This is a genomic window from Pediococcus parvulus (assembly GCF_964063155.1).
GTDB classification, from domain to species: domain Bacteria; phylum Bacillota; class Bacilli; order Lactobacillales; family Lactobacillaceae; genus Pediococcus; species Pediococcus parvulus.
In genome coordinates this window covers 538,629-564,300 of the sequence record NZ_OZ061292.1, presented here as the reverse complement: position 1 = coordinate 564,300, position 25,672 = coordinate 538,629, and the positions used below count along the sequence as shown (strand labels likewise).

Genomic DNA, 25,672 nt, shown 5'->3' with positions numbered 1-25,672 from the left:
TGATAAAATAGTGAGAAGTCTCGTTATTCTATCGCACTCTTTTTGAAAACATGCTATCATTAAGCTTGTGAAGACTACTTATTCAGTTGGAGGGATGCTATATGCTCTTAAAATCACTTGTTAAACCAAAGGAACGTTTAACCACAGTGCGTGAAGACGCTACTTTGGAAGAAGCACTAAAAATTCTTGAGGATTCTGGCTTTCGTTGTGTACCTATTTTAGATGAAACTGGTCAGTTATTCCGCGGAAATATTTACAAAATGCATATTTATCGTCATAAGTCTCGGGGTGGCGATATGAGCCTTCCTGTGACAACTTTATTAAAAAATGCCACCAAGTTCATTTCAGTTAACGCAGCATTTTTTAATGTGTTCTTTTCAATTAAGGATTTGCCTTATATCACCGTTTTAGATGACAACAACCACTTCTATGGTATTTTGACCCACGCCCGTCTTTTGGACATGTTGTCACAATCTTGGAACGTGAACGTTGGTAGCTATGTCTTAACAGTCGTTTCAAGCGGCGAACGTGGCGACTTAGCTTCTATGGCCAAGATCATTACAAAATACACATCAATCGCTAGTGTGATGTCACTAGACGCTCAGGGTGGTGAGCTGGTTCATCGTACATTGTTCACTTTACCATCAGAGGTAGGCAAGAAAAAATTAGATCGAATTGTAGACAACTTGGAACGTAAAGAATTCCGCGTCCCTGAAATTGAAGATTTGCAATCATATGATCGAATTTAATTGAAAATTTAAAAACAAGCTGAGAAAAAGTAACTTTCATCTCAGCTTGTTTTTAGTTTGTGGATTTAAACAGTTAAACCATATAAAAATAACTGTTAATTTACTTTTCTTCAATACGTTGATTGAAGTGCACCACTTTATCCAAGTAATACATAATTGGTGCAGTAATGGTCATGATAATTAATTCTGAAACAGCAGTTGTAAAGTATGTCCACCAGAATGGTGAATTCAGCGTTAACTTTAACTCTAATGCCACTAAACACATCGAAACAGTGAATAAAACCGTATTTAACGCCATCTTCTGCCACATTTTTGGCAGCCGGGGACTGACATAGCCTACCACCAGCAAAGCCAACAATGTTTGTCCCGTCCCAAAAATAACATTAGGGATCGAATTACCTGGCCCAAACGCATTAAACAACAATACGCCCGCCGTAATTCCCCAAATATATTTTTTATTAAAGACGACCAAGTGGTTCAGCCCTTCAGAAATCCGAAATTGAATAGCTCCTGAAGCTAAATTTAAAATACCAACTAATAATGATAAAACAATGTACAATGCGGCTACCATTGCATTAATAATCCAGGATTTCGTCCGATGATTGGTCATAAGAAATACCTCCTTAGTTTTTTTGTGTGGGATAATTGCGAACCACGAACCTTTTTATGATATCATAAAATCAACTGTAATTCAGGAGGCTCCTATGAAAAATTCACTAATGATTCGGCCATTTTGTGATTCCGATGCCGAAACACTCTACCAAATGGAAAATGAAATTTGGGATTCAAATAACACACCTGCAAACGTCTCCTATCCAGACGCTCAGGCTTACCTTGAAGACCATTCCAGTCAGGACACCATTGTCGCTGTCCTCAATGATCTACCAGTGGGTGCAATCGATTTTCACCCGGCTACCTCTAAGGCAGCTTCAAAATATACTTGGACTTTTGGAATTGGCATTTCCCCTCAACAGCAATCTGTGGGAATCGGCGGACAATTGTTGGAACATTTCAAACACTTTGCAAAAGAATCTGGCGTCCACAAAATTCATCTGCGCGCCTTAGGAACCAATCCCGGAGCCATTCAATTTTATAAAAAACACGGATTCAAAATTGAAGGAATTTTGAAAGATGAATTTTTCCTTAATGGTATTTTTGTTGCGGACTATCAGATGGCCTATTTTTTTGATTGAGTTTCCACATATTTTTTAAGAACAACCGCTTGATTATGGCGTTCATCTTTGGCACCAAAAAGAAAAATAACATCTTGTGTTTTTAATTTTGTCTGTACTTTTTCAATAAATTCTGCTGTAAACTCAGCTTTTTTTAGTTCTAAGCGATATTTTTCGGCAAACTCACTAAATTTTTCAGGATCATGCCCGAACCATTTTCTTAATTCGGTGCTTGGTCCTATTTCTTTTGCCCACCAATCTAACTTAGCGTTAACTTTTGAAATGCCTCGCGGCCATAAACGGTCCACTAAAATTCGATACCCAGATTCATCAACTGGTTTTGTATACACAAGCTCTAATTTAATTTGCAATAGTTTCCCTCCAAAAAATCAAAATAAAAAGGCCAGTGACCAACTTGCTTGGCACTAACCCTTTTAGTCTGTCCTATGTGTAATAGATCAAACATCTTTATGTACGTTGAATATTTTCAGTTAAGCCAATACTTACCTTTAAGGCATTATTAACTTCGAGCATTTTTCCAGATTTCAATTCTCCCACACGATCTTTAAGTCGTTGCTTATCAATCGTTCGAATTTGTTCGAGCAAAATAACTGAATTACGTTCAACCCCTGTCTCTGCAGCTGTAATTCCAACGTGGGTTGGCATTTTTGGTTTTTGAATCTTCGCAGTAATTGCTGCGACAATCACAGTAGGACTGTAGTGATTACCAATATTGTTTTGGATAATTAAAACAGGGCGCATACCACCCTGTTCCGACCCAACTACAGGAGACAAGTCCGCATAAAAAATGTCGCCACGTTTAATATTGGCATCACTCATTGCGATTGTCACCTCTAATTATTAATTTCTTAGAAACTCGTTATAACACTCATCATCACAAGCCTGAAATTCATGGACAATTTGCTCGTTTAAACTAGCCATTGTCTCATACCCCTCAATCAAGGCTTGAACGCGGTCAAATTGATGATCAGCAAAATAAGTCTCTACAACATCCTCAGAAACTGTCTCTTGATTAACGCCAAATAAATCACAATACGCCTGTAACCGGCTTATCGTCGCTTTTCCGTCATTAGTTATAGCCTGGTTCTGTTGAATGTTTTCCATGATCAAAACTCCCGTCGTTATTCATGAATTAACATTACTATATCACGTTTCCGTGCTAAATGGTAATAAATTTATTAAGATTCATGATCGTTCAAGTAACTTCGAGGAATTCGTGAAGAAAATCCACAGGCAATTTCATAATTAATTGTTCCGGATTTTTCCGCAACATCCACCATCGAAATCTCTTTATCGCCACTTCTACCAATTAAAACTACTTCGGTTCCGATTTCATAGTGTTTTGGCAATCGAATCATCAATTGATCCATGCAAACTCGCCCTACTATTTCACAAAAATGACCATTTACTAAAACATGAAATCCTTGCAAACAGCGGGGATAGCCATCTGCATAACCAATCGGTACCGTCCCAATCCATTCATCTTCCTCCGCCGTATACGTGGCACCGTAACTAACTGAGCGTCCCTTTTTCAATAATTTCACAAAAACCAGCGCAGAAGTTAACGTCATTGCAGGCTGTAATTCATAGGGTTCTTTAAGCACGTGCCCTGAAGGATTCATGCCATACAACGCAATTCCAAATCGAATCATATTACCCTCACAAGCCTTATGCCACAAACTAGTAGCTGAATTGGCCACATGAACATAGCGCGGTTTTTTGGTCAAAACAGCCATAAACTCTTTAAAACGTGCCACCTGTGTATTGAAATAGTGATCATCCAATTCATCTGCAGTCGCAAAGTGAGTAAAAATGCCTTCAAACAAAAAACAATCGCTATGCATTCTTAAGTAGGCAACCGCCGCTTTTAATTCACTCGGTTCTTGAAACCCAATTCGTCCCATACCAGTATCTAATGCAAAATGGACACGAACCACCGAATCACCGCGTAACACTTTGTTTGCTTCCTCCAACCACTGCTGACTACCAACGGCAACAGAGATTTTTTTATCAGCCAAAATTTGTGCGTATTTTGGCTCCACAATACCTAATACCAAAATTGGTTGGTCAAACCCGGCTTCCCGCAGCTCCAACGCCTCATCCAAAATTGCCACGCAAAAACCAGTTGCCCCCGCTTCAGAGGCAAAACGCGCCACATGAGTTAATCCGTGACCATAACCATTAGCCTTAATCACCGCAAATAACTCATTTCCAGGTTGCAAGCGTCCCAATTCTTGTTTAATATTTTGTCGGATTGCTTGTGCATCCACTTTGATAACCGTTGGTCGATGAGTTCCTGTGTTCATAAGACAATTTATCCTCTTTCTTCTAAAATCACTTGTGTCATTACATAATGTTCAGTATGTGAAATGGAAATATGCGCAATTCCTGTAAATGGTTGTTTCGTCACAGTTGGTTTACCGGAAGGATTATCCAAAATTTCAACATCTTGAAACCCAACTTCAGCACCCAATCCTGTCCCATAAGCCTTGCTATATGCTTCTTTTGCTGAGAAACGACCTGCCAAAAATTCACTAGCTCGTTTTCCCGTATATTTTTGATATAGTTTCTGTTCCTTATCTGTTAAAACCCGTTCCGCAAATTTGGGAAGGTTTGATTGCACTTTGAAAACCCGGTCAATATCAGTTAAATCGATCCCCGTTCCGTAAATCATAGGCTCATCTCCACATTTAAGTTACCTTTATTTTAACAGATCCCTATTTTATAAATACGCCTTAATCAACAAATCTCACGAAGCATACTTCAATAAGTATCACATCCACCTTTTAAGTGTAAAACGTGGCGTTGAATAAGTAAAACTCATCTTTCTCAAAGTAAGGTGAGCAATATTCACTTAGAGATCAAAAAAATAACCCTGCAGAAAATCTACATTTGCAGAAATTCAGAAGAGTTATTTTGATCACGCAAATCACCTTCAAGAAGAACTAACTAGTTATGTTCTCTGATTGTAAATTTACTATTGGATGAAGAATGACGGTTTCCGCTGTTATTGCTGCTACCACTGTTTTTCTTGTAGTTGCCATGGCTACGATCAGATGACTTACCATGATTGTTATCACGGTTGCCACGGTAGCTGCTACTACTGTTGCTACGACGTTTGTTGTTACCACGATAACCGCCACCTCGATGACCATTACCATGATAATTTCCGCCTTTACCGCCCTTATGTTTAGGCAAAGGACGTTCTGGTGTAATACGAACCTTAACTTGGCTAGAATCAGCCTTAGTTTTACTGCTTAATAAGGCAGCAACCAATTGTTCTGGCGTGTATTTTTCCAATAATTCTTTTGTTTGATCACTAAATTGGTCTTCGTGAGTCTTAGAAACAAGATCCTCAATTTCCTTTTCAGCAATTGCAACTCTGCCTTGGAAGGCTTCGTCGTTTGTTGGTGGTTTAAGTGGTAACATCCGTTTCTTAGTTAATTTCTCAACTTCACGGAGGTAATCCATTTCCCAAGGTGTCACAAACGTAACTGAAACCCCATGTGCTCCGGCACGGCCTGTACGGCCAATTCGATGAACATAACTATCTGGATCTTGAGGAATATCATAGTTATAAACATGAGTAACTCCAGAAATATCCAATCCACGAGCCGCAACATCTGTTGCAACTAAAATGTCAATTTCACCATTTCGAAATTTTTGTAAAATACTAGAACGACGTTGCTGGGTTAAATCACCATGAATTCCAGCAGCATTGTATCCGCGCATTTCTAATCCACGAGATACTTCATCCACACGACGCTTTGTTCGTCCAAATACCAGTGCCAAAGCAGGATTTTGAACATCTAAAACACGGGTTAACATATCAAATTTTTCGAATTCTTTTGACTTGATATAATACTGATCAACCAAGTCAGCCGTTAATTCTTTTGATTTAACGATAACTTGTTCTGGATCAGTCATAAACTTCACACCAATTTTTCTCATTGCTGGAGGCATTGTAGCAGAGAATAACAATGTCTGACGGCTGTCAGGTGTTTCAGAAATAATAGATTCAATATCAGGCAAAAATCCCATGTCCAACATGTCATCTGCTTCATCAAGCACTAAGGTTTGGACATTTTCTAATTTAATTGTATGACGACGAATATGATCTAATAAACGTCCTGGTGTTCCCACAATAATTTGGGGATGGTTCTTTAAGTTCTTAATTTGCCGGCGAATATCTGCTCCACCGTAAACGACTTGCACTTTAACGTGCTTTGCTCTTCCTAAACGATACAATTCTTCTTGCGTTTGAATGGCAAGTTCTCGTGTAGGTGAGACTACTAATGCTTGCACGTTGGGATTATCAACATCAACGTGTTCCAGGATTGGCAAACCAAAAGCTGCCGTTTTCCCTGTTCCTGTTTGTGCTTGGCCAATGATATCCTTGCCAGCTAAAACGTGGGGAATTGTTTGTTCCTGGATCGGGGTTGGCGTTTCATAACCACTTTCTTGAATGGTCTTTTGCAACGCATCCGATAAATCGAAATCTGTAAACTTCAAATAATTTTCCTCCTAGTGAAATCGTGCTTCTTTCAGAATCCAAAAGAAAATCCGTCCTTTTATCCTGCAATTCTGAGAAGTCACAGCTATAAACATAACCTTAACATCATACACCCGCACATACAAATAAGCAAACCGCACCAATATGGCCGATTTGCTCAATAATGTCTTACTATGCGTTTTGTAAACCTGATAAAACTTTTTCCAAATGGATGCCATGACTACCCTTAATCACAATTTCATCCTGGTTAGTTAATTTTTCTTTCAGATCTTCAACTAATTGATTTTCTTGCTCCACCGTATACCAATGAATGTGATCATCAGCATATTTTGCTTTTAGAGCTTGTTCTAAGGCTTTCATATGAGTACCAACTAAATAAACATCTTGAATTAGTTTTGGATCTAAATAATTGGCCAAGCTAGCATGCATCAAATCAGATTGCTCACCGAGTTCCAACATATCACCTAAAACAGCAAATCGACTACCTTTGATCTCTGTTTGACTAAAAGAAGCTAAAACTTCTTTGGCAGCAGTGGGATTTGAATTATAAACGTCACTCAAAATCAACTCACCAGCACTCCCCCGAACCCATTCAGTTCGATTATGTGTAAGTTGAAAATTTTTTAGCGCATCCCCAACCTTTGCCGGATCGATATGATAGGCCTTAGCCACTGCAATAGCGGCTAAAGCATTCATAACATTATATTTTCCAATCATTGGAATTTCATAAGTTTGATCCGGTACTAAATTGATTTCAAAACTTGTATGATCACGAGCACTTTGCACATTGCTAGCAAACAAATCATCAGCGGCACTACTACCAAACGTGTATTGTTGTTGCTCAACTTGTTTACTTCGTTCTCTTAGGAGAGGTTCATCACCATTATAAATAAATAGACCGTCTTCTTTTAACCCATGGGTAATTTCCAATTTTGCATCCGCAATTTTATCACGGGTACCAAAGAACTCAATATGAGCTTCTCCAATCATGGTGATTACCACTGTGTCTGGCTGGGCCATTTTACTTAAAAAATCAAGTTGACCAGGACGATCCATTCCCATTTCAACCACTACAACCTCTGTGTTAGCATTCATATTCAATAAAGTGATTGGTACCCCAATTTCATTATTGAAATTAGCTTCTGTTTTTACAACATTATATTCAGTTTCCAGTAAAGCAGCCGTCATATCTTTAGTGGTTGTTTTCCCGTTACTACCTGTAATTGCCACCACTTTTGGATTAATTTTGCCAAGATAGTAAACTGCTAATTTTTGCAAAGTTTCAAGTGGATCGTCCACTACCAAGACTGGATACCCAGTTGGTACATTTTCATGGTCTTTTGCCCATAGCGTGGCTACAGCACCATTTTTCATAGCATTTTCAACGAATTCATGGCCATCACGCTGACCTTTTAATGGAATAAATAACGAATTTGGTTGCACCTTACGGCTATCAAACTCAACGTTTGCAATTGTAATTTCCTGCCAATTTTCAGGTACTTCTTCAATTCCAACCGCATTGGCAATTTCTGTCAACTGCATTTTCATTTTATCCATTCTCCTAATCTCGAATTTAGAACCCTTAAATTATACCACACTAACTATTTATCTTCGTTTTACAAAATAAAAAGAACTGAACCAGTCAGTTCTCACATTGTTATTAATTAATAAAACTGATCATCTTCAAAAGCGCGCGAATTTGTAATAACTAAATGCCAATGACTGCTCACCATGTTATACCGTAAAACAGCTACTTGCTGCGCCTTATTATAAAGTGACGTTCGGCTACGATAAATTGGTGACTGCCCATTTTCTTGAGCAATCAAAATTGGAATTCGGTACTGCTTTTCTTGTTCGAATGCTTGATCAAAAGCAAAAATGATTCCACTACTTAGAATAGGTGTTAACTGTCGCAACATAGTCTGTGGGATCTCGGGAAACCCATCGTAACGCCGAAACATTCTTCGCTCATTAAAAGCCTGCTTTGTATGCCGAATAAGTGCACCATTCAAAACTGGATAAAAATTTTTCAATTGGCGGTAGTAGACTTTCAAATGTTTACTTCCCAAAGAAAGAAAAACAAAATCGTTTTGCAGTTTATAAGAAAATGGCGTCGTATAATGGGTATGCATATGGCCTAGATATAGCAATTCTGCAATTTCTTCCGGAAGAAGTTCATCCAGTCCCTCATCACGCGAATAATCTAGCCAACTCGTATGAATGGCCTTTGGATTAGTTAAATATTTTCGAATGTTAAAAGTCCCACTCACTGTATTTAACTGCGTATGGGGATCAATACTTAAATTATCATTAATCGGTGTATTCAACACCAAAATATGCGTCGGTATTCGGGGAATACCACGTAGGAAATCTTCGACACTTAGTCCTCTTGAGTAAATCAAGTTTGCAATGGGCTCCAAGTGGATATATACGAAATCATCCCGCATAATCTTAATAGCTCACTTTCAATGAATTATCTGTTCAACTTATTATTGTACGCCAAATTTTGCTAAATAACTTACATCTTTTGAAGTCTTGCAATTCGGTCTTCAATTGGCGGATGGGTATCAAACAAATGAGATAACCCACCTTTTTTCTTTAACGGATCTGAAATATAAAGCGCCGCGCTTGTCGGATCTGCTGCCTGCATAGGTTTGCTATCCGAAATTTTCTCTAAAGCTGTGATCAAACCCTGGGGATTTCGTGTGAGTTCTACACTTGATGCATCGGCCAAATACTCTCGATTTCGCGACAATGCCATTTGTGCAATTGAAGCAGCAAGGGGTCCCAAAATAATGAGCACTACAGATAATATCAACAATATTATTTGTATGTTACCACCCTCAGAATCGTTGTTATTTCGGCGACGACCGCCACCCCACCAAAACGAATTCATGCCAATGTTAACCAACATTGAAATAGCTGCCGACAGCGCAAGGGCTATCGTTTGCAGTCTAATATCATAATTACGAACATGCGAAATTTCATGGCCTAAAACGCCTTCCATTTCCTCACGATTCAGTCGCTCCATGATACCACTCGTGACGGCAACGGCTGCGTGCTTTGGATCGTTTCCCGTCGCAAATGCATTTGGACTTGGATCATCAATAATGAACACTTTGGGCATTGGGACTTTCCCAACTAACGCCATATCTTCAACAATATGCCAAAGCTCAGGTTGCTGTGCTTCTGTAACTTCATGCGCGTGATTCATTCGCATCACTACTGAGGTTGACTGTGAAATCATCATGATCATATAAATTCCAGCAACAACAGCCGCCATGATAATGCCTGAAATGGCACTATCATAGAAGAAGTATCCAAGCGCACCACCAATAAGAAGCACGAGCAAGCTGAAGCCTATCATGACGTAAATAGTCCGTCGTTTATTACGTGCAATTTGTTGGAATAGCACTGTTTATCAACTCCTTCTCTGCTTACTGATTTTTATAAATCTTCGTACTTTTTAAAAGAAACATCAGGTGTTTTAGTTTCTTCTTCTGGAACTTGTAGATAAGTTGCTTCTTTAAAACTTGTCATCGAAGCAACCAAATTACTTGGAAATGTTTGTAATTTCATGTTGTAACTGGCCACACTTGAATTATATAGCTGACGAGAATAAGCAATTTTATTTTCAGTGTTTGTTAGCTCTTCCATAAGTTTTGTAAACTCAGCACTTGCCTTTAAATCAGGATAACTCTCAGATAAAGCAAACACACTTTTTAATTGAGAACTTAATTGATCCGATAAAGCCATTGTCTGTGCACGATCCGTTGCACTAGCCTGGGGGTTGTCAGTAACAGACACCAATTGGTTTCGCAACTCAACAACTTTGGATAAGGTACTTTTTTCATACGAAGCATACCCCTGAACCGTAGAAACTAAATTTGGAATCAGATCGTTTCGACGCTTCAATTGAACATTAATTTGGCTCCATGATTCCTGTGTATAAGTTCTGGCCTTAACCAAATTGTTATATAATATAATAAACAATCCGATTAGAATGACGACGATTACTGCAATTATTATTCCTACTGTCATACTAATTCTCCTCTTCGTTTTAATACCTTGATAATACCAGACGGCGGGTTGTTTATAAAGCGTTAGGCAATGAATTCAAAAATAATTAAGATTAGGTGGTATTTATGCAAAAAATTTTATTTGTTTGTCTAGGAAATATTTGTCGCTCTCCCATGGCCGAAGCGATTTTTCGCCAAAAAATAATTCAAGCTGGATTGACGCACCAATTTAGTGTGGATTCCGCCGGTACCAGTGACTGGGAAGAGGGTAACCCACCGCATCCCCAAACAATTGCAACTTTACAAAATCATGGGGTATCTACCAAACAATTAATTTCTCGTCCTGTCACAAAGACTGACTTTAAAAACTTTGATCTGATTATCGGAATGGATCATAAAAATATGCAGGATTTGCAAAAATTAAAACCCGTAAACTCACGAGGAAAACTCAGACTTTTTATGTCAGTTTCATCTAAAAATCCGGCAAGTGATGTTCCAGATCCTTGGTACACGCATAAATTTGAAGCCGCCTACCAACAAATCGCCGCTGGTATTGACAATTGGCTTGACTACTTAACCAACTGCGATAGTGAAAAATAAGTCACATTAGATTTCTCTTCATTTTAAATCTAAAAACGGCCGGGAAAGTTTTCCCAGTCGTTTTTAAGATGATATATTCTAATCGCTCAAGTATGTGAATAAGGGTTACTTAGTCACATGACCTGCCTATTTATTATTAAAATTTTTCGAAAAACTCTTTTGAATACTCTTTGGTGCTTTCTTGTATGCAACTGAACTCTCGTATTTTCCGCGAATCATGAGACGCTTGGCACCAGTTGCATCACAAGTAATCAACGTAATTATTTTTTTGTTTGGCACATCATTAATCACATCCACACGCGTCGCTGCAATAAATTGCCTTTTCGTTGCTTTATACGTGTATATTCTTTTTAGATCAGTGATGTAAATCTTCATTCCGGGTCTCATCTTCCAATACAAAGGACTAAATAAAATGTCTTTTCGCACCATGTGATGCCCAGCCAAAACATAATTACCTTTACCCATTTTCATATTAGGCTTCAAAGTTGCTGCCGCCAATGCCAAATTTTCATTGGTGACCCCCTCTGCAATTGGTAAATTCAACTTAATTTTTGGAATACTAATTTCCCCAACCACATTCAACTTAGCAGAATTAGCGCGTGCCTTCGCAACCGTTTGAAAATCAAGTGACTTAACACTCTTGAAATTGTAACTAGCTTTTTTATTTTTATTCTTTTTAATCGTTTGCTGCGTAATTTGTGGTTTATAAGAATCAACTAACCAATCTTTGATCTGTTCATTGAAAATTAACGCCAAACTTATAAGCAACAAAATTAAAATTAAAATTGTGGTTAGCCATTTTCTAATCCTGGTTCCCTTTTTTTTCATGTTCTTCTCCCTGTAACCTAAATAGTGGTATTCTAATAAATATAGTTTTTATTAACCTAATTTCGTTTAGAAAGGAGGATGGCTTTGTTTTCTAAAATTAAAAGATCCATATTTAAAAAACGAGCACCCTGGGAACAAAACTTAGTCGTCCTTTGGTTTGGCACTTTTATGGCCGGGATGGCTTTTAGTGAAGTCATGCCCTTTTTATCCTTATATGTCGACACACTTGGCAATTTTTCCAAGCAACAACTTACATTCTACAGTGGGATTACATATTCTGCAACCTATTTAGTTACCGCTTTAGTTTCACCAATCTGGGGAAAACTTGCCGATTCTAAAGGCCGAAAACTAATGATCTTACGTGCTTCACTTGGCATGGCATTTGTAATTGGCGCAATGGGATTGGTTCAAACAATTTGGCAATTAATTGCTTTACGGATGGTTCAAGGTGTATTTTCCGGGTACATAAGTAATGCTAACGCTTTGTTAGCTACAGAAACTCCTAAAGAAAAAAGTGGTTTGGCTCTAGGAACATTATCAACCGGGTATGTCAGTGGTAACTTGATTGGCCCCTTACTTGGTGGAATTTTAGCAGAATTTTTCTCTTATCGAATTACCTTTTTCATTACCGGGGCCGTCTTATTACTCGTTTTCTTTTTGAGCTATTTCTTTGTGCATGAACATTTCCATCCTGTAGAACGCGCAAAACCTTTAACCGCTAAAGAAGTCATCGGCAAATTAGATAATCCTAAAATTGTGTTTGGCATGTTTATCACAACCATGATTATTCAAGCTTCCAATAATTCAATCACGCCTATTTTAAGCCTTTACGTGCGGCAGTTAATGAAAGGAATTGGCCCGATCACTCTTGTGGCTGGAATCGTAGCTGCCGTTCCTGGAATTGCAACGCTTTTTTCTGCCCCAAGACTTGGTGAATTAGGAGATCATATCGGGACTGAAAAAATTCTTTCCATTGGTTTTATTTTTGCCATTTGTATGTATATTCCAATGGCATTTGTTAGTTCAGTTTGGCTATTGGCTTTCTTCCGCTTTATGGTTGGTATTTCGGATGGCGCCATGTTGCCTGCCGTTCAAGCAATCTTGTCAAAACGCTCGCCTGCCGAAGTAACAGGTCGGGTATTTAGTTGGAATCAATCTTTTCAAGCATTAGGAAACATGTCCGGTCCCTTAATTGGATCTGCAGTTTCTGGAACCTTTGATTACGGATCCGTCTTTATTTCCACATCAGTCTTAGTTGCTTTGAATTTTATTTTGGTTCAAATCAACACGCACGCCGACCGCAAACATTAACCCAAAACAAAAAGCTCGAATCAACGTCACAGTTGGTTCGAGCTTTTTTAAGTACAGAATTACTTGTTGTCGTCTGTAAGTCCGTATTTCTTGTTGAAACGATCGACAGTACCATCGACTTGGTTGAACTTCTGACGACCTGTGTAGAATGGGTGTGAATCAGAAGAAATTTCAACACGAACTAATGGATATTCTTTGCCATCGTCCATTGTGATTGTTTCAGCAGAAGTCTTTGTTGAACCGGAAATAAACTTATAACCAGTTGTTGAATCTTGAAATACGACTTCGTGATAATCTGGATGAATTCCTTTTTTCATTATAAATACGCTCCTTTGCCATGAGTCATTTACTGAGACATAGTTATTTTCTTAAATTAATCAACGACCACTATAATATCATGAATATCTATTACACGCAACTCACTTTTACCGTGGTTTTCGTTTCCGAACGGCTGATTTAAACTTCACATTTTCAATCTCACCTAAAAATTCTTGATCATCTTTAGTATTTTTCAAGAATTGTAACAATTGTTCCGTTGTTTCAAGCGAATCACCCACCATAGCACGGCGAATCCGCCAAACTTGATCCAAAACATTCTGTGGTAATAACAATTCTTCTTTTCTGGTTCCTGATTGTTTTATATCAAGCGCAGGAAAAACACGGCGTTCCGCAAGTTCTCGTGATAAGGTTAACTCAGAATTCCCTGTTCCTTTGAACTCCTCATAGATAACATCATCCATGCGACTTCCCGTATCAACCAACGTGGTTCCCAAAATTGTTAAACTGCCGCCTTCTTCAATATTCCGCGCCGCTCCGAAGAATTTCTTGGGTTTATAAAACGCAGCTGGATCAATTCCACCGGATAACGTTCGACCACTGGGTGGAATCACCAAATTGTATGCCCACGTTAAACGCGTAATTGAATCCAGTAAAATGACCACATCTTCTTTGTCTTCGACTAAGCGCAGTGCCCGCTCCAAAACAAGTTCCGAAACTCGAATGTGGTTTTTCGGCTCTTTATCAAAAGTCGAAGATACCACTTCACCTTTAATCGAGCGCTCCAAGTCCGTCACTTCTTCAGGACGTTCATCAATCAATAACACAATTAGTTTAACCTTGGGATAATTTTTAGCAATGCCATTGGCAATTGATTTTAGCAAAGTGGTTTTACCAGCCTTGGGTGGGGCCACAATCAGCCCTCGTTGACCAAAACCGATTGGTGTGAAAATATCAATTAAGCGGGTAGACAAGGTTTCCGAGGTTGTTTCTAATTTAATTTGTTGTTTGGGATAAATAGGTGTTAATGCCGGAAAATGAGGTCGTTGTTTAGCTTCTTCGGGATTTTTTCCGTTTACTCGATCAACGTGCATCAAGCCATAATAACGCTCAGATGGTTTGGGGTGTCGAGCTTTTCCTGTGACAAGATCACCATTTCGCAATCCAAACCGAGTAATCTGTGAAGCCGAAATATAAATATCTTCTTGAGAAGGCCCATAATTGATTGGCCGTAAAAAACCAAAGCCTTCCTGGGAGACGATATCTAAAACGCCTTCCATTTCGACAAAGTCTTGTTCCTTAGCTTGAGCCCGAATGATAGCTAAAGCTAATTCTGGTTTGTTCATCTGACCATAATACGGAATCTTAAATTGACGCGCAAAACCATAGATCTGTTTGAGCGTCATTTTTTGTAATTCCGCCATTGTTAAAAAATCGCTCATTCTTTACCTCTATTTAACTTTTTCTTCTGCATCGCTCACAATTTCAATGTTGGCACCCAGTTGCTTCAGCTTATAAACAATGCGATCATACCCGCGCAAAATGTTCTCAGCTTTAGTTATAATCGTTGTTCCCGAAGCCATCAAGCCAGCAATCATCAAGGCCGCACCGGCACGAATTTCACCAGCCTCAACCTCGGCGCCATGTAATTGTTCTGTATGTGCCACAATAATAATATCATTTTCAACTCTAATGTTAGCACCCATTTTTTGCAGCTGTGAGATGTGTTTAACACGTTTGGGGTAAATAGTATCCACAATGACACTACTTCCCTGAGCCTTCATTAAAGCGGGTGTGATGGGCTGTTGAAGGTCCGTTGCAAAGCCGGGAAACGGATTTGTTTTTATTTCAATGGCATGTAAATTACGCGATTCAGGAACATAAATACTATCCTCACCAACATCTAAATCAACTCCAAGCTCCAGAAGCTTTGAGTTAAAAGATTCCAAATGTTCTGGAATGATGTTATTAATTTGGATACCGTTGCCCACTGAAGCAGCCAATGACAAATAAGTTCCCGCCTCAATGCGATCTGGAATAATTGTGTGAGTAGCATTACTACTCAAACTATCCACACCATCAATACGAATGACATCTGTTCCTGCCCCACGAATCCTAGCTCCCATACTATTTAGGAAGGTCACCAGATCAATGATTTCAGGTTCACGAGCCGCATTTTCGATCGTTGTTTGCCCGTTGGCTTTGACAGCCGCCAAAATGACATTAATGGTTGCTCCAACAGAAACGACATCTAAGAAAATATGGGCACCGTGTAATTCACGGTTATCAGTCGTGATATAAACCGAATCGTTTTGTTCGTTAACCGTAGCACCCAAGGCCTTGAATCCTTTGATATGTTGGTCAATTGGACGAGGACCAATATTGTCGCCACCTGGGAAACTTACCGTTGCGCGTTTGAATTTACCTAGCAATGCCCCCATAAAATAGTAGGAAGCACGCAAACTTTTAATTGCCTTACTTGGTAAGGCACTTTCAATTATATTAGTTGGATCAATTTCCATAACACCATTTTCAAACGTAGAATGAACATTCATTGATTCAAGAATGATCATTAAATTATGAACGTCTAAGATGTCTGGAACAGAGTCTAGGCGGACAGGAGTATCGGCTAATATAGCAGCTGGAATTAAAGCTACTGTGCTGTTTTTAGCACCGCCAATTGTCACTTCACCGGAAAGTTGTTGTCCGCCACGGATTACCATTTTTTTCATGTGTACTTTCCTCACTTATCAACATGCTAATAATTGTACAGTCAATTCTAATCATAAATAACCTATATCAAAAAAACAACCATAAATTAAAAAAAATCAATAAACCGAACCCGCCTAAGGGTTATTCACGAAAAACTTATAATTTGACCTAATTTTTCTATAAATTTATTCACAAAAATAGTACACGACTATGTCTTATTGACGATCGTGTACTACTTTGTTTACTGTTATTTATTAGCAGCTGCAATAAAGGTTTTGAACAAACCTTCTGGACGTTGTGGCCGTGATAAGAATTCTGGATGATATTGAGAAGCCACAAAGAATTTCTTTTCAGGTAATTCAATAACTTCAACTAAATGGTTATCAGGAGAAGTGCCGGAAAATACTAATCCATGTTCTTGCATAGCATCCCGATATTTATTATTAAATTCAAAACGATGACGATGACGCTCTTGAATAACATCTTGATTGTCATATGCTGCAGCAGCCACAGAACCTGCTTTAAGTTTGCATGGGTACAAGCCTAATCGTTGTGTTCCACCCAAATCATGAACGTCTTCCTGGTCGGCCATTAAGTCAATAATGTTATGCGGTGTATCAGCATTCATTTCTGTTGAATTAGCATCTTTAAGACCTAAGACATTTCGCGCAAACTCAACGGAAGCCATTTGCATACCTAAACAAATTCCCAAGAATGGTAAATCATTTTCACGAGCATACTGAATGGCCGTAATCATGCCTTCAATTCCACGATCACCGAACCCACCAGGAACGATTAAACCATCTACGTTGCCAAGAATTTCAGAAACATTATCGGTTGTGATTTTTTCAGAATCCACTTTTTTAATTTCAATTTTAGCATTGACTGGATATCCGGCATGTTTCAAAGCTTCAGATACAGAAATGTAAGCATCCTGTAAGGCCACATATTTACCAACTAAGGCAATCTTAATGACATGGTCCAAATCATTACGAACATGTTCTGTCATCTTTCGCCAGTCTTCCATATCAGCTTTTGGTGTCTTAAGACCAAAGTGATCCACAATAATTTGATCCATCCCTTGAGCCTGAAGATTCAACGGAATTTGATACAAATTATCCACATCACGTGATTCAATAACAGCTTCTGGATCTACATCACAGAACAACGCAATTTTATTCCGCATGGATTGTGTAATGGGCTTTTCAGTCCGAACTACCAAAATATTTGGTTGAATTCCAAGCCCACGCAATTCCTTAACACTGTGTTGAGTTGGCTTTGTTTTCATTTCTCCAGCTGCACGTAAATAAGGAATCAAAGTGGTGTGAATATAAATCACATTTTCCGAACCCACTTCACTCTTCATTTGACGCAAAGCCTCTAAGAATGGAAGAGATTCGATATCACCAACTGTTCCACCAATTTCAGTAATCACAATATCAGAATCTGTGATTGTCCCAGCGCGCATGATTTTTTCTTTGATGGTATCCGTAATATGTGGAATTACTTGCACAGTGGCACCTAAGTAGTCACCATGACGTTCCTTTTTCAAAACCTCAGAATAGATTTTCCCAGTTGTCACATTGGAATACTTGTTAAGATCATTGTCGATAAACCGCTCATAGTGACCTAAGTCAAGATCAGTTTCTGTGCCATCATCTGTAACAAATACTTCCCCATGTTGATACGGGTTCATCGTTCCTGGGTCAACATTAATATAGGGATCAAACTTCTGAATGGTAACCTTTAGGCCACGATTCTTGAGTAAACGACCAAGAGAAGCCGCTACGATTCCTTTTCCAAGCGAAGAAACAACGCCACCAGTGACAAAAATGTATTTAGTCATTTTATAACTCCTTTGAGGTTTTTTAGGGACATTTATGAAATAATAAAAATACTCCCTATTCATTTGGAATAGGGAGCACAATTTAAAATCCGTACTGTTTGGCTTTGCACATAGCAAAGCGCCCAATAAAGATAATACAAGGTAACTAATCTAATGTCAAGCTTGAAAAGCTGACTTATTCATCATCATCCGAATCGTCATCATCTAACTCAGATAACTGTCCTTCGATACCATCGGGCAAATCATCATCAGGTAAATCATCACTATCATCATCTTTTGAACTATCAGTATAATCATCATTATTATCGGAATCAAAGTCATTGTCGTCATCAGCAACAACATCATCATCTTCTGGATCATCGGCATCATAATCAATTACGTCGTCATCATCTGCGGCGTCAGCTAAGAAAGCATTAACCTTCTTACGTTTCTTACGTTTTGGACGATCGTCATCTTCATCCTCATCAGCATGAATAATGGCTTCATCAATTGACTCAAAGGGGTACCAAGTACGTAACCCCCAACTATTGTCGCCCAAAGAAATGAAACTACCATCAGTATTTAAATCAGTATAAAATTGTGACAAACGATCGCGGAATTCTTCATCGGTTTTGCCAAGATACTGTTGAACTTCATTAGCAAGATCCACAAATGCCATGGGATCACCATGCTGAGCAAGAATTGCATGAGCAACCTCGATTAATGAAAGTTCAGTTTTGTCTTGACCATCAAAAATTTTCAAATCCAAACTGGTGCACGTCCTTTCAACAGTCTACTCCCTATGATACATTACCTAGGCTGTAAATTGCAATCTAATTTTGTAGTCTCCTAATAAACTTTCACCAGCAAATAACTGGTAATCCACATTCACAGTTCCGGAAAATGGTCGATCACGCACACGAACTTCCAAAAACGGGGTAACTGTATCGACCGGTAAAATTCCGTATGGTGTACGATAACGGGCCTGAATTCGTTTGCCATTACTAAAGCGTAATCGCAATTTGTTTTCACCGGAACGCGTCAATAAGACGTCTCCTTCACTATCAATTTTCATAGTGACCGGAATTTGTTCTTTGGTATCTTCATCCGTTTCTTGGTAACGAATATAAAAAGAATCACCCATTTGAAAAAGTTGACCATCTTCATCAAATGCAAAATGGAACTCTTCTCCTTCTTGTGTGATATAAGTGTCCAAATGAATGGCAACCGGTACACCAGTATTAAGTTCATCCATTAAAGTCAGCACCCTTCTTTCCCAAAAATAACTTCCTTATTAGTATAAACCCAAAAATTCATTCATCATAGCGATTTGGCTTTATTCAAACGGAATTACAAAACTTTGTTATACTAGGCTTAACAAATAACTTTTAGATGGAAGGAAGCCTATTTTCATGGATTACCGTAATAAATTATTGCCAATGGAAAAGGTATTTCGTGACCCGGTTCATAACTATGTTTATGTTCAAAACCAGGTCATCTTAGACTTAATTAATACAAAAGAATTTCAACGTTTACGTCGCATTCATCAACTTGGTACAACTTCACTTGTGTTCCATGGTGCTGAACATACGCGCTTCTCACACTCCCTTGGATGTTATGAAGTTGCCCGGCGCATTTGTGACAGTTTTGAGCGTAACTATCCCTCAAAGACACCTGGCGATGGTTTATGGGACAATTCAGAACGTCTCGTCACCTTATGTGCTGCCTTACTGCATGACATTGGTCATGGCGCATACTCACATACATTTGAGCATATTTTTCATACTGATCATGAAAGCTATACCGAACACATTATTACGGACCCAGAAACCGAGGTTAACCAAGTGCTCCGCCGAGTTTCACCAAAGTTTCCGAGCGAAGTTGCCAGCGTGATCTCTCATAAATATCCAAATCCACAGGTTGTCCAAATGATCTCTAGCCAAATTGATGCTGATCGAATGGATTATCTGCTTCGTGATTCCTATTATACAGGCACAAACTACGGCACTTTTGATTTAACCAGAATTTTGCGCGTGATGCGTCCTTATAAAGATGGCATTGCCTTTTCAATCAGCGGCATTCATGCCGTGGAAGATTTTATCGTCAGTCGTTTCCAAATGTACCTTCAAGTTTACTTTCATCCTGTTTCTCGCTCAATGGAAATGATTTTAAGTCATCTTTTGCAACGAGCAAACGAAATTTATGGCGATGCTACCAATGATAATAGTAAGCAACGCGATTTTATTCCTTATTTTTTGATGCCGTTTTTTAATCACAATGCAACAGTTGCCGATTATTTACGTTTAGATGATGGCGTTTTAAACACCTACTTCCAACAGTGGGAGGACGATAAAGATCCCGTTTTAAATGATTTATCAAATCGATTTTTAAATCGTATCCCACTGAAATCAGTACGCTTTACGCGCGAAACAGAATATTTATTACCTGAGCTGCGAAGCCTCATTGAAAAAGCTGGGTTTAACAGTACCTACTACACAGCTATCAATAATAGCTATGACTTACCATATGATGCTTACGATCCTAGCACCACTAAACCACGGACCCAAATTGAGCTTATGCAACACGATGGTAGTTTAGTTGAGCTTTCAACCGTGAGTGCTTTAGTGGCTGCGATCACGGGACGGGTTTCTGGTGATGAACGTTTCTTCTTTCCTAAAAAAATGCTATCTGAAGATGATAGTGAACTCTTCCACCCAATTTACAAAGAGTTTCAATCGTATATTAAAAACGGAATTTTGCTAGATGCTAAGGGAGGTCAACGCTAATGGCGATCAAAATTGTGGCCATTGACCTTGATGGCACGCTTTTAACCGACAATAAACAAATTACCGACAAAACCGTTTCTGTTATCAAGCAGGCCAGTCAAGTTGGTGTCAAAATTGTTTTATGCTCCGGACGACCACTTACTGGGGTCGCTGAACACTTAAAAAAACTAGGCTTGTCTGGTGATGACCAGTTTGTCATTACTTACAATGGCGCGCTGGTTCGAACAATCGAGGGGCGGACCATTATTCGGCATACTCTAAACTACAATGACTATACTGATCTTGAAGCCTTAAGTCGGAAATTGCGCAGTCATTTTCATGTAGAAACTGAAAACCATATTTATACTGCCAATAAGAATCTGAGTCCTTACACAATTGCGGAAAGTTTTTACGTGCGCATGGGTATTCGGTATCGTGATGTCGGTGAAATGCCAATGAATTTACGAATTCCAAAGGGGATGTTCATTGACCCACCAGAAAAGATCACCGCTCTGCGTGAAAAGATTCCACAAAGCTTTTTAGAGAAATACTACTTTGTGCAAAGTGAGCCTTTCTTTTTAGAAGTTTTAAATAAATCGGCCAGCAAAGGTAACGCTCTGAAAGATTTGGCGAAACGTTTAGGATGGACGTCTGAAAATATGATGGCAATTGGTGACCAAGGAAATGATCTTTCTATGTTAAAAGTTGCTGGAACTCCCGTCGCAATGGGTAATGCAATTCCAGAAGTCAAACAATTAGCCAAATTTGTAACTGCCACAAACGAAGAAGACGGCGTTGCCAAAGCTATTCAAAAATTTGTGTTAACTACTTAGGTTCCCAACAAAAACTCTTTACCAATGACTTCAAAAATCATTTGGTAAAGAGTTTTTTAGATAAATGAAACAAGAATACTGACAACAACAGTAAAAATCCCAATGCGTAAAAAATAGCGTGCTGGCTTTGTAAACACAATTGGACTGTTTTTAATCCGCCCGACTTTGTGAACATCGATCTTTTTTCGCTTCAGTTTTTCTTCACCTTTAGCTGGCCGGCGAAACCACCCCGTTAGTAAATGTCCTCGTTCTAATACAAAGGCCACACCAATTAGTAATAGCGCCAATCCAATCATAAAAAAGTGGTTGCTAGTCACAATGACATTGCGCGTAATCAACCAATCGATTATCCCAGCCAAAATCAAAATGACATCAGTCGTTAAAGCTTTATGCGTTTTAATAAAATTCGTAATTTTCACACCTTTAGCTGCATCCGAGAACCAAAATTCCCGGTACATTAATTTATGTTTGTATTATACCAGTTTATCAGATTTTTGCCTTTTTGAACGGCGTTTCTTGGGGATAAACGCTTTTTTCTGCCAGCCTTCTTGTAAGGAAGCATTGATGACCCCGCCAATCAAGAGAATCTCCGCAAAAAGATCCAACCACAGCATGATCACAATAAAAGTCCCAATTGTTCTATAGGTGGTAATTTCGCCGCCAAAGTAACGTAAATATAGCGCAAAGAACTGCGTTAGCAACAGTAAACCAACCATCGAAAACGCCGCACCAACCCAGACAAACCGCCAATAGACCTTTGCGGTTGGCACAATGACATACAAAACAGCCAAAATAATGACAGCCGCAATAATGGTAATCGGCCATTTAACTGTGCTCACGATGCCCACCAAGTTTTGAGGTAGATGAAGGATTGGGGTCAAATAAGTCAAAACAGCCGAACTTAATGTGAAGAACAGGACGACCACAACCAAGGCCAACATAAAAATAAGGACAATCACAAAAGACAACAGCCGACTCAGAATAGCATTTGCAGAATTCTCCATTTCATAGGTCGCATCCAACGATTTTTGAAATGCCGAAATGCCGCGACTTGCCGACCAAATTGCCACCACAACTCCTATCGAAAAAATGCCGCCACTATTAGTTGTCAATAACTGACGAATTAAAGGACTCAAAATTTCATAAATATTTTCTGGCATGACCTGTTGCACATATTCTAGAACGGTTTTTATCGGCAAATTCAGTAATGGTAACAGGTTTCCAATTAACAGAAGTAAAGGAAAGAATGAGAGCAAAGTATAATACGCAAAAACAATTCCATTGTTCGACACATTTCCACTTTTAAATCGGCGCAAAAAGATTGTGATAAATTTAAAAAAATTTGTTTCTTTAAATTGAATCCACATAGCTAAATCCTCTTTCGACTTTTCTTTAAGTTTACCAGCTTAGTATTACTTATTGAAACAATAAACAAATAAGACTGGAAATTTCCAGTCTTATTTGCAAAGGGGGTCATTAAACAATTAGTTGTCTGAGGAGTGTTTTTCAAGTTGGGCGCGTAATGCTTCGTTTTCAGCTTCTTTAGCTTTTAGTTTTCTACGGATCAGCCAGAATGCAATTGCGATCATGATTAACAAGATGAGGACTCCTACCGAGATATAAATCCAGCTATAATTCTTTTTAATTGAGACATCCTTTGCATTTAACACAGCCGCTTTTTTACGAGTAATCGTAAACTGCTTTTTAAAATGCCAAGTCTGCTTTTTAGATTTAGCTGTGATATCCATGACATATGTCCCAGCCTTCAATTTTTGTCCATTTAAATTCAATGCATAATTGAAAACTGAGTTAGGTGCCATTTGCATATTAGAAGTCTTCTGGTGATACAAAATCTTTGAACTACCAGCTTTGGAAGCTTTTGCATTTACTGACAATTTATTTAAATAAGTTGCCTTAACATTTCGTAAACGGGAATTGATTACATTTCGAAGGTTGTTTTGACTTGGCTTGACACTTGCCAATTTCATATCAGGTGTAACCTTTTTTGCAGTTTGTTGTAAGACTATTCCCACTAAATACGCATATTCATTTTGGACAGTTGTTCCTTTTTTCTTCTTAGCATCTTTACTAATCTCGGCATTTTCATCTTGAAGACGAATGCCACCAGCCATTACACCATTAAACTTACCTTTAGGCATTTTGATTTTGAAATGGATTTTCTTAGACTGTTTTGCATTTAAGACAATCGTTTTTTCGACTGGCGTTACATATTTAGACAAAGGATACTTCAGGGATGAATCAAAGTTCTTAGCTGATACTTTCTGATATTCGACTACACCATTTAGATTGGTTGTCGCTGTATTTACTTCCGGTTTTATCTTGACTTGTTTTTTAGTCCCGTTTGTTACCGTGACCGTTACAGTTTGGCTAGCACCCGGGTTTAGTTTCAAATCAAAATAGGTAACCTTATTGTCAACTTGATTTTCAGGAAGGTTTGCTTGAACTCCAAAGGTTAGCTGATTTTCCGAAACCGGCAAGATTGTGAGAATGCTTAGTACCAAAGTCATTAGTATCAAGATAAAAGTTTTTCGTTTCACAGTGACAACCTCCTTTACCTAATTATTTTAAGAATTAACTGGTGTGTCTGCTAAACTCCAAGTGAGCGTTGTACTATAGCTATCCGCATTTGGATGTGCTGCAGCTGGAACTTCTAATTTTACTGTTGAGTTATTTGCTTGTCCAAAAACATCAACCCATGTTCCGGAACCACCACCAGCTTTTGCAGCCATCACATTCACAGTAGCACCTCCAGGTTGTAATGCCGCACCATTAGTAGAAGAAGTTACTGTATGATTTGAGCTAGGGTAACTATTCGTGGTTGTTTTAACAATTGCCGAGCCTAAAAGAATTTGCGCACCTGTTAAAGTATTTGCCTTGCTATCTTTGAAGTTGCCTTTTTGACTAACGGTTAGGCTCCAGCCTTTAGGGTCCCCAGCTCGTTGATCTGAAACTTGGACATAGTTTGGAAATGTTTTGCTAGCCCCTTCATCATCTTCTGCTGTATAAACCGCATCTTCGGTTGGCACATTATGAATTCCAAAATTAAAATTAGAAACATAATCAATACTTAAAGGTCCAACTTCGCCAGTTCCACTTCCATCACCTGGTTCATCTGGATCTGTGGGGTCGACCGGATCAACTGGGTGAGTCGTGTTTTCTTTAAATGTAACGGATGCGGTTGTGTCTTCAGTACGGTTTTCTGCTGCCATTGCAGTAACTGGTGCAATAGCTCCTAAAACAAGACCGCTCATACTAATTAGTGAGATTAAAGTTGTTTTTTTCATGACAATCGCTCCTATTCGTTTTTTAGGTTTATTTTACTTTCGTAAAATCTTATTCTCATACGGATGTCCATCCTCTCTAATTGCTATAGCAATAAGTCGGAGTGGCTCCTATTCGTTTTTTAGGTTTATTTTACTTTCGTAAAATCTTATTCTCATACGGATGTCCATCCTCTCTAATTGCTATAGCAATAAGTCGGAATGGCTCCTATTCGTTTTTTAGGTTTATTTTACTTTCGTAAAATCTTATTCTCATACGGATGTCCATCCTCTCTAATTGCTATAGCAATAAGTCGGAGTGGCTCCTATTCGTTTTTTAGATTTATTTTACTTTCGTAAAATCTTATTCTCATACGGATGTCCATCCTCCCTAATTGCTATAGCAATAAGTCGGAGTGGCTCCTATTCGTTTTTTTGGTTTATCCTTTTACTTATTTGGCTGCTATAAAAATCCTTCTTCTCTGAATCCCATATCCAAGAACTACAATCATTCCTGATAATCCAATGACACTCAATAAAATTTCTGACTGTTCATCTGTTTGCGGCAAATATTGTTGTTTACCTTGTGATGCCGTTTCTACCTTTGAATAAATGGGTTTGTCCGGCACATTAGGTTGCGGCGTTGCAGGTGCTGCCTTCGTAAATCCCACATAACTTTCGGAAACGTGGGTATCACCACGGATCGGTGAATTAAACAAACACATCGACGCAACACTCAGTATCACAAGTATTAATCCTCTTTTCAC

General features: G+C 38.7%; 29 protein-coding genes and 1 riboswitch. Of the genes, 6 read left to right on the top strand and 23 right to left on the bottom strand.

The features are described from left to right. Positions 1-101: 101 nt before the first annotated feature. Positions 102-749, top strand: coding sequence for a cyclic di-AMP binding protein CbpA (gene cbpA / locus AB3217_RS02655; protein WP_057783566.1), 648 nt, complete (start codon positions 102-104; stop codon positions 747-749). 100 nt (positions 750-849) lie between these two features. Here cbpA and AB3217_RS02650 read toward each other — a convergent pair whose 3' ends face one another. Then, positions 850-1,359 carry a QueT transporter family protein gene (locus AB3217_RS02650; protein ID WP_367365637.1) on the bottom strand — a complete coding sequence of 170 codons (510 nt, stop codon included), beginning with the start codon at positions 1,357-1,359 and terminating at the stop codon, positions 850-852. A 7-nt stretch (positions 1,360-1,366) separates the two neighbouring features. Continuing rightward, a riboswitch (PreQ1 riboswitch) is annotated at positions 1,367-1,411 on the bottom strand. A gap of 42 nt (positions 1,412-1,453) precedes the next feature. Here AB3217_RS02650 and AB3217_RS02645 point away from each other — a divergent pair. Beyond that, positions 1,454-1,942 carry a GNAT family N-acetyltransferase gene (locus tag AB3217_RS02645; protein ID WP_068806892.1) on the top strand — a complete coding sequence of 163 codons (489 nt, stop codon included), beginning with the start codon at positions 1,454-1,456 and terminating at the stop codon, positions 1,940-1,942. Here the strand turns inward: AB3217_RS02645 and AB3217_RS02640 are convergent. The 10 genes from AB3217_RS02640 to AB3217_RS02595 form a co-directional block, all read right to left on the bottom strand. Next, positions 1,927-2,292, bottom strand: a complete 366-nt coding sequence (locus AB3217_RS02640; protein WP_367365636.1) for a DUF488 domain-containing protein — start codon at positions 2,290-2,292, stop codon at positions 1,927-1,929. The genes AB3217_RS02645 and AB3217_RS02640 overlap by 16 nt on opposite strands. A 97-nt stretch (positions 2,293-2,389) precedes the next feature. Next, on the bottom strand, positions 2,390-2,761 hold the full coding sequence (locus tag AB3217_RS02635; RefSeq protein ID WP_260266779.1) for a type II toxin-antitoxin system PemK/MazF family toxin: 372 nt from the start codon (positions 2,759-2,761) through the stop codon (positions 2,390-2,392). Positions 2,762-2,782: 21 nt separating this feature from the next. Then, positions 2,783-3,046 carry a hypothetical protein gene (locus AB3217_RS02630; RefSeq protein WP_057783574.1) on the bottom strand — a complete coding sequence of 88 codons (264 nt, stop codon included), beginning with the start codon at positions 3,044-3,046 and terminating at the stop codon, positions 2,783-2,785. Between the two features lie 74 nt (positions 3,047-3,120). After that, complete coding sequence (gene alr, locus AB3217_RS02625; protein WP_367365635.1) at positions 3,121-4,248, bottom strand: alanine racemase; 1,128 nt, start codon at positions 4,246-4,248, stop codon at positions 3,121-3,123. Positions 4,249-4,256: 8 nt separating this feature from the next. Then, a complete protein-coding gene (gene acpS / locus AB3217_RS02620) occupies positions 4,257-4,616 on the bottom strand; it encodes a holo-ACP synthase (RefSeq protein WP_057783578.1) in 360 nt (119 codons plus the stop codon). A gap of 275 nt (positions 4,617-4,891) precedes the next feature. Further along, a complete protein-coding gene (locus AB3217_RS02615; protein ID WP_057783580.1) occupies positions 4,892-6,454 on the bottom strand; it encodes a DEAD/DEAH box helicase in 1,563 nt (520 codons plus the stop codon). A gap of 172 nt (positions 6,455-6,626) precedes the next feature. After that, positions 6,627-8,003, bottom strand: a complete 1,377-nt coding sequence (gene murF, locus AB3217_RS02610; protein ID WP_057783582.1) for a UDP-N-acetylmuramoyl-tripeptide--D-alanyl-D-alanine ligase — start codon at positions 8,001-8,003, stop codon at positions 6,627-6,629. 116 nt (positions 8,004-8,119) lie between these two features. Further along, a complete protein-coding gene (locus AB3217_RS02605; RefSeq protein WP_367365634.1) occupies positions 8,120-8,875 on the bottom strand; it encodes a hypothetical protein in 756 nt (251 codons plus the stop codon). Between the two features lie 98 nt (positions 8,876-8,973). Further along, a complete protein-coding gene (gene htpX / locus AB3217_RS02600; RefSeq protein ID WP_068806873.1) occupies positions 8,974-9,870 on the bottom strand; it encodes a zinc metalloprotease HtpX in 897 nt (298 codons plus the stop codon). Positions 9,871-9,902: 32 nt separating this feature from the next. Beyond that, positions 9,903-10,496, bottom strand: a complete 594-nt coding sequence (locus AB3217_RS02595; protein ID WP_057783588.1) for a LemA family protein — start codon at positions 10,494-10,496, stop codon at positions 9,903-9,905. Positions 10,497-10,600: 104 nt separating this feature from the next. Here AB3217_RS02595 and AB3217_RS02590 point away from each other — a divergent pair, with 104 nt between their 5' ends. Continuing rightward, positions 10,601-11,074 (top strand): low molecular weight protein-tyrosine-phosphatase, encoded by a 474-nt coding sequence (locus AB3217_RS02590; protein WP_057783589.1) that lies wholly within the window; start codon positions 10,601-10,603, stop codon positions 11,072-11,074. A 126-nt stretch (positions 11,075-11,200) separates the two neighbouring features. Here AB3217_RS02590 and AB3217_RS02585 read toward each other — a convergent pair whose 3' ends face one another. Next, positions 11,201-11,902: a class A sortase gene (locus tag AB3217_RS02585; protein ID WP_057783591.1), complete on the bottom strand. Its 702-nt coding sequence runs from the start codon at positions 11,900-11,902 to the stop codon at positions 11,201-11,203. 84 nt (positions 11,903-11,986) lie between these two features. On the opposite strand from AB3217_RS02585, the gene AB3217_RS02580 reads away from it, so the two are divergent. Continuing rightward, positions 11,987-13,213, top strand: a complete 1,227-nt coding sequence (locus tag AB3217_RS02580; protein WP_068806913.1) for a multidrug efflux MFS transporter — start codon at positions 11,987-11,989, stop codon at positions 13,211-13,213. A 59-nt stretch (positions 13,214-13,272) separates the two neighbouring features. On the opposite strand, the gene AB3217_RS02575 is transcribed toward AB3217_RS02580, so the two are convergent. The 6 genes from AB3217_RS02575 to AB3217_RS02550 all read right to left on the bottom strand — a co-directional run bounded on the left by AB3217_RS02575 (position 13,273) and on the right by AB3217_RS02550 (position 19,281). Then, the gene (locus tag AB3217_RS02575; protein ID WP_057783593.1) at positions 13,273-13,530 is read right to left on the bottom strand and encodes a type B 50S ribosomal protein L31; all 258 of its coding nucleotides are present in this window, start codon (positions 13,528-13,530) and stop codon (positions 13,273-13,275) included. Between the two features lie 108 nt (positions 13,531-13,638). Then, positions 13,639-14,931: a transcription termination factor Rho gene (gene rho / locus AB3217_RS02570; RefSeq protein ID WP_367365633.1), complete on the bottom strand. Its 1,293-nt coding sequence runs from the start codon at positions 14,929-14,931 to the stop codon at positions 13,639-13,641. A 9-nt stretch (positions 14,932-14,940) separates the two neighbouring features. After that, a complete protein-coding gene (locus tag AB3217_RS02565) occupies positions 14,941-16,221 on the bottom strand; it encodes a UDP-N-acetylglucosamine 1-carboxyvinyltransferase (protein ID WP_057783596.1) in 1,281 nt (426 codons plus the stop codon). Between the two features lie 227 nt (positions 16,222-16,448). Then, positions 16,449-18,047 carry a CTP synthase gene (locus tag AB3217_RS02560; RefSeq protein ID WP_068806866.1) on the bottom strand — a complete coding sequence of 533 codons (1,599 nt, stop codon included), beginning with the start codon at positions 18,045-18,047 and terminating at the stop codon, positions 16,449-16,451. Between the two features lie 175 nt (positions 18,048-18,222). Beyond that, positions 18,223-18,795 carry a DNA-directed RNA polymerase subunit delta gene (gene rpoE / locus AB3217_RS02555; protein ID WP_057783600.1) on the bottom strand — a complete coding sequence of 191 codons (573 nt, stop codon included), beginning with the start codon at positions 18,793-18,795 and terminating at the stop codon, positions 18,223-18,225. Between the two features lie 45 nt (positions 18,796-18,840). After that, the gene (locus tag AB3217_RS02550) at positions 18,841-19,281 is read right to left on the bottom strand and encodes a DUF1934 domain-containing protein (RefSeq protein ID WP_367365632.1); all 441 of its coding nucleotides are present in this window, start codon (positions 19,279-19,281) and stop codon (positions 18,841-18,843) included. Positions 19,282-19,438: 157 nt separating this feature from the next. Between AB3217_RS02550 and AB3217_RS02545 the strand changes: the two genes are divergently transcribed. Continuing rightward, positions 19,439-20,812 carry an HD domain-containing protein gene (locus tag AB3217_RS02545; protein ID WP_057783603.1) on the top strand — a complete coding sequence of 458 codons (1,374 nt, stop codon included), beginning with the start codon at positions 19,439-19,441 and terminating at the stop codon, positions 20,810-20,812. Then, the gene (yidA, locus tag AB3217_RS02540) at positions 20,812-21,624 is read left to right on the top strand and encodes a sugar-phosphatase (protein WP_068806862.1); all 813 of its coding nucleotides are present in this window, start codon (positions 20,812-20,814) and stop codon (positions 21,622-21,624) included. The genes AB3217_RS02545 and yidA overlap by 1 nt, the downstream gene beginning before the upstream one ends. A 56-nt stretch (positions 21,625-21,680) precedes the next feature. On the opposite strand, the gene AB3217_RS02535 is transcribed toward yidA, so the two are convergent. From AB3217_RS02535 to AB3217_RS02515, 5 genes are all read right to left on the bottom strand, one after another. Beyond that, a complete protein-coding gene (locus AB3217_RS02535; protein ID WP_057783607.1) occupies positions 21,681-22,043 on the bottom strand; it encodes a DUF3899 domain-containing protein in 363 nt (120 codons plus the stop codon). A 54-nt stretch (positions 22,044-22,097) separates the two neighbouring features. Continuing rightward, complete coding sequence (locus tag AB3217_RS02530) at positions 22,098-22,991, bottom strand: YihY/virulence factor BrkB family protein (protein WP_367365631.1); 894 nt, start codon at positions 22,989-22,991, stop codon at positions 22,098-22,100. 117 nt (positions 22,992-23,108) lie between these two features. Further along, complete coding sequence (locus AB3217_RS02525) at positions 23,109-24,182, bottom strand: DUF916 and DUF3324 domain-containing protein (protein ID WP_367365630.1); 1,074 nt, start codon at positions 24,180-24,182, stop codon at positions 23,109-23,111. Positions 24,183-24,209: 27 nt separating this feature from the next. Beyond that, positions 24,210-24,929, bottom strand: coding sequence for a WxL domain-containing protein (locus AB3217_RS02520; RefSeq protein ID WP_068806856.1), 720 nt, complete (start codon positions 24,927-24,929; stop codon positions 24,210-24,212). 428 nt (positions 24,930-25,357) lie between these two features. Next, complete coding sequence (locus AB3217_RS02515) at positions 25,358-25,672, bottom strand: LPXTG cell wall anchor domain-containing protein (protein WP_147206809.1); 315 nt, start codon at positions 25,670-25,672, stop codon at positions 25,358-25,360.

What these genes read in the sequence shown, in the direction of transcription:
- murF (WP_057783582.1), bottom strand. Translation starts at nt 8,003, where the DNA reads ATGAAAATGCAGTTGACAGAAATTGCCAATGCGGTTGGAATTGAAGAA.
- AB3217_RS02585 (WP_057783591.1), bottom strand. Translation starts at nt 11,902, where the DNA reads ATGAAAAAAAAGGGAACCAGGATTAGAAAATGGCTAACCACAATTTTA.
- AB3217_RS02595 (WP_057783588.1), bottom strand. Translation starts at nt 10,496, where the DNA reads ATGACAGTAGGAATAATAATTGCAGTAATCGTCGTCATTCTAATCGGA.
- AB3217_RS02530 (WP_367365631.1), bottom strand. Translation starts at nt 22,991, where the DNA reads ATGTGGATTCAATTTAAAGAAACAAATTTTTTTAAATTTATCACAATC.
- rho (WP_367365633.1), bottom strand. Translation starts at nt 14,931, where the DNA reads ATGAGCGATTTTTTAACAATGGCGGAATTACAAAAAATGACGCTCAAA.
- AB3217_RS02650 (WP_367365637.1), bottom strand. Translation starts at nt 1,359, where the DNA reads ATGACCAATCATCGGACGAAATCCTGGATTATTAATGCAATGGTAGCC.
- yidA (WP_068806862.1), top strand. Translation starts at nt 20,812, where the DNA reads ATGGCGATCAAAATTGTGGCCATTGACCTTGATGGCACGCTTTTAACC.
- AB3217_RS02520 (WP_068806856.1), bottom strand. Translation starts at nt 24,929, where the DNA reads ATGAAAAAAACAACTTTAATCTCACTAATTAGTATGAGCGGTCTTGTT.
- alr (WP_367365635.1), bottom strand. Translation starts at nt 4,248, where the DNA reads ATGAACACAGGAACTCATCGACCAACGGTTATCAAAGTGGATGCACAA.
- AB3217_RS02575 (WP_057783593.1), bottom strand. Translation starts at nt 13,530, where the DNA reads ATGAAAAAAGGAATTCATCCAGATTATCACGAAGTCGTATTTCAAGAT.
- acpS (WP_057783578.1), bottom strand. Translation starts at nt 4,616, where the DNA reads ATGATTTACGGAACGGGGATCGATTTAACTGATATTGACCGGGTTTTC.
- AB3217_RS02545 (WP_057783603.1), top strand. Translation starts at nt 19,439, where the DNA reads ATGGATTACCGTAATAAATTATTGCCAATGGAAAAGGTATTTCGTGAC.
- AB3217_RS02590 (WP_057783589.1), top strand. Translation starts at nt 10,601, where the DNA reads ATGCAAAAAATTTTATTTGTTTGTCTAGGAAATATTTGTCGCTCTCCC.
- AB3217_RS02565 (WP_057783596.1), bottom strand. Translation starts at nt 16,221, where the DNA reads ATGAAAAAAATGGTAATCCGTGGCGGACAACAACTTTCCGGTGAAGTG.
- AB3217_RS02560 (WP_068806866.1), bottom strand. Translation starts at nt 18,047, where the DNA reads ATGACTAAATACATTTTTGTCACTGGTGGCGTTGTTTCTTCGCTTGGA.
- AB3217_RS02635 (WP_260266779.1), bottom strand. Translation starts at nt 2,761, where the DNA reads ATGAGTGATGCCAATATTAAACGTGGCGACATTTTTTATGCGGACTTG.
- AB3217_RS02645 (WP_068806892.1), top strand. Translation starts at nt 1,454, where the DNA reads ATGAAAAATTCACTAATGATTCGGCCATTTTGTGATTCCGATGCCGAA.
- cbpA (WP_057783566.1), top strand. Translation starts at nt 102, where the DNA reads ATGCTCTTAAAATCACTTGTTAAACCAAAGGAACGTTTAACCACAGTG.
- AB3217_RS02630 (WP_057783574.1), bottom strand. Translation starts at nt 3,046, where the DNA reads ATGGAAAACATTCAACAGAACCAGGCTATAACTAATGACGGAAAAGCG.
- AB3217_RS02550 (WP_367365632.1), bottom strand. Translation starts at nt 19,281, where the DNA reads ATGGATGAACTTAATACTGGTGTACCGGTTGCCATTCATTTGGACACT.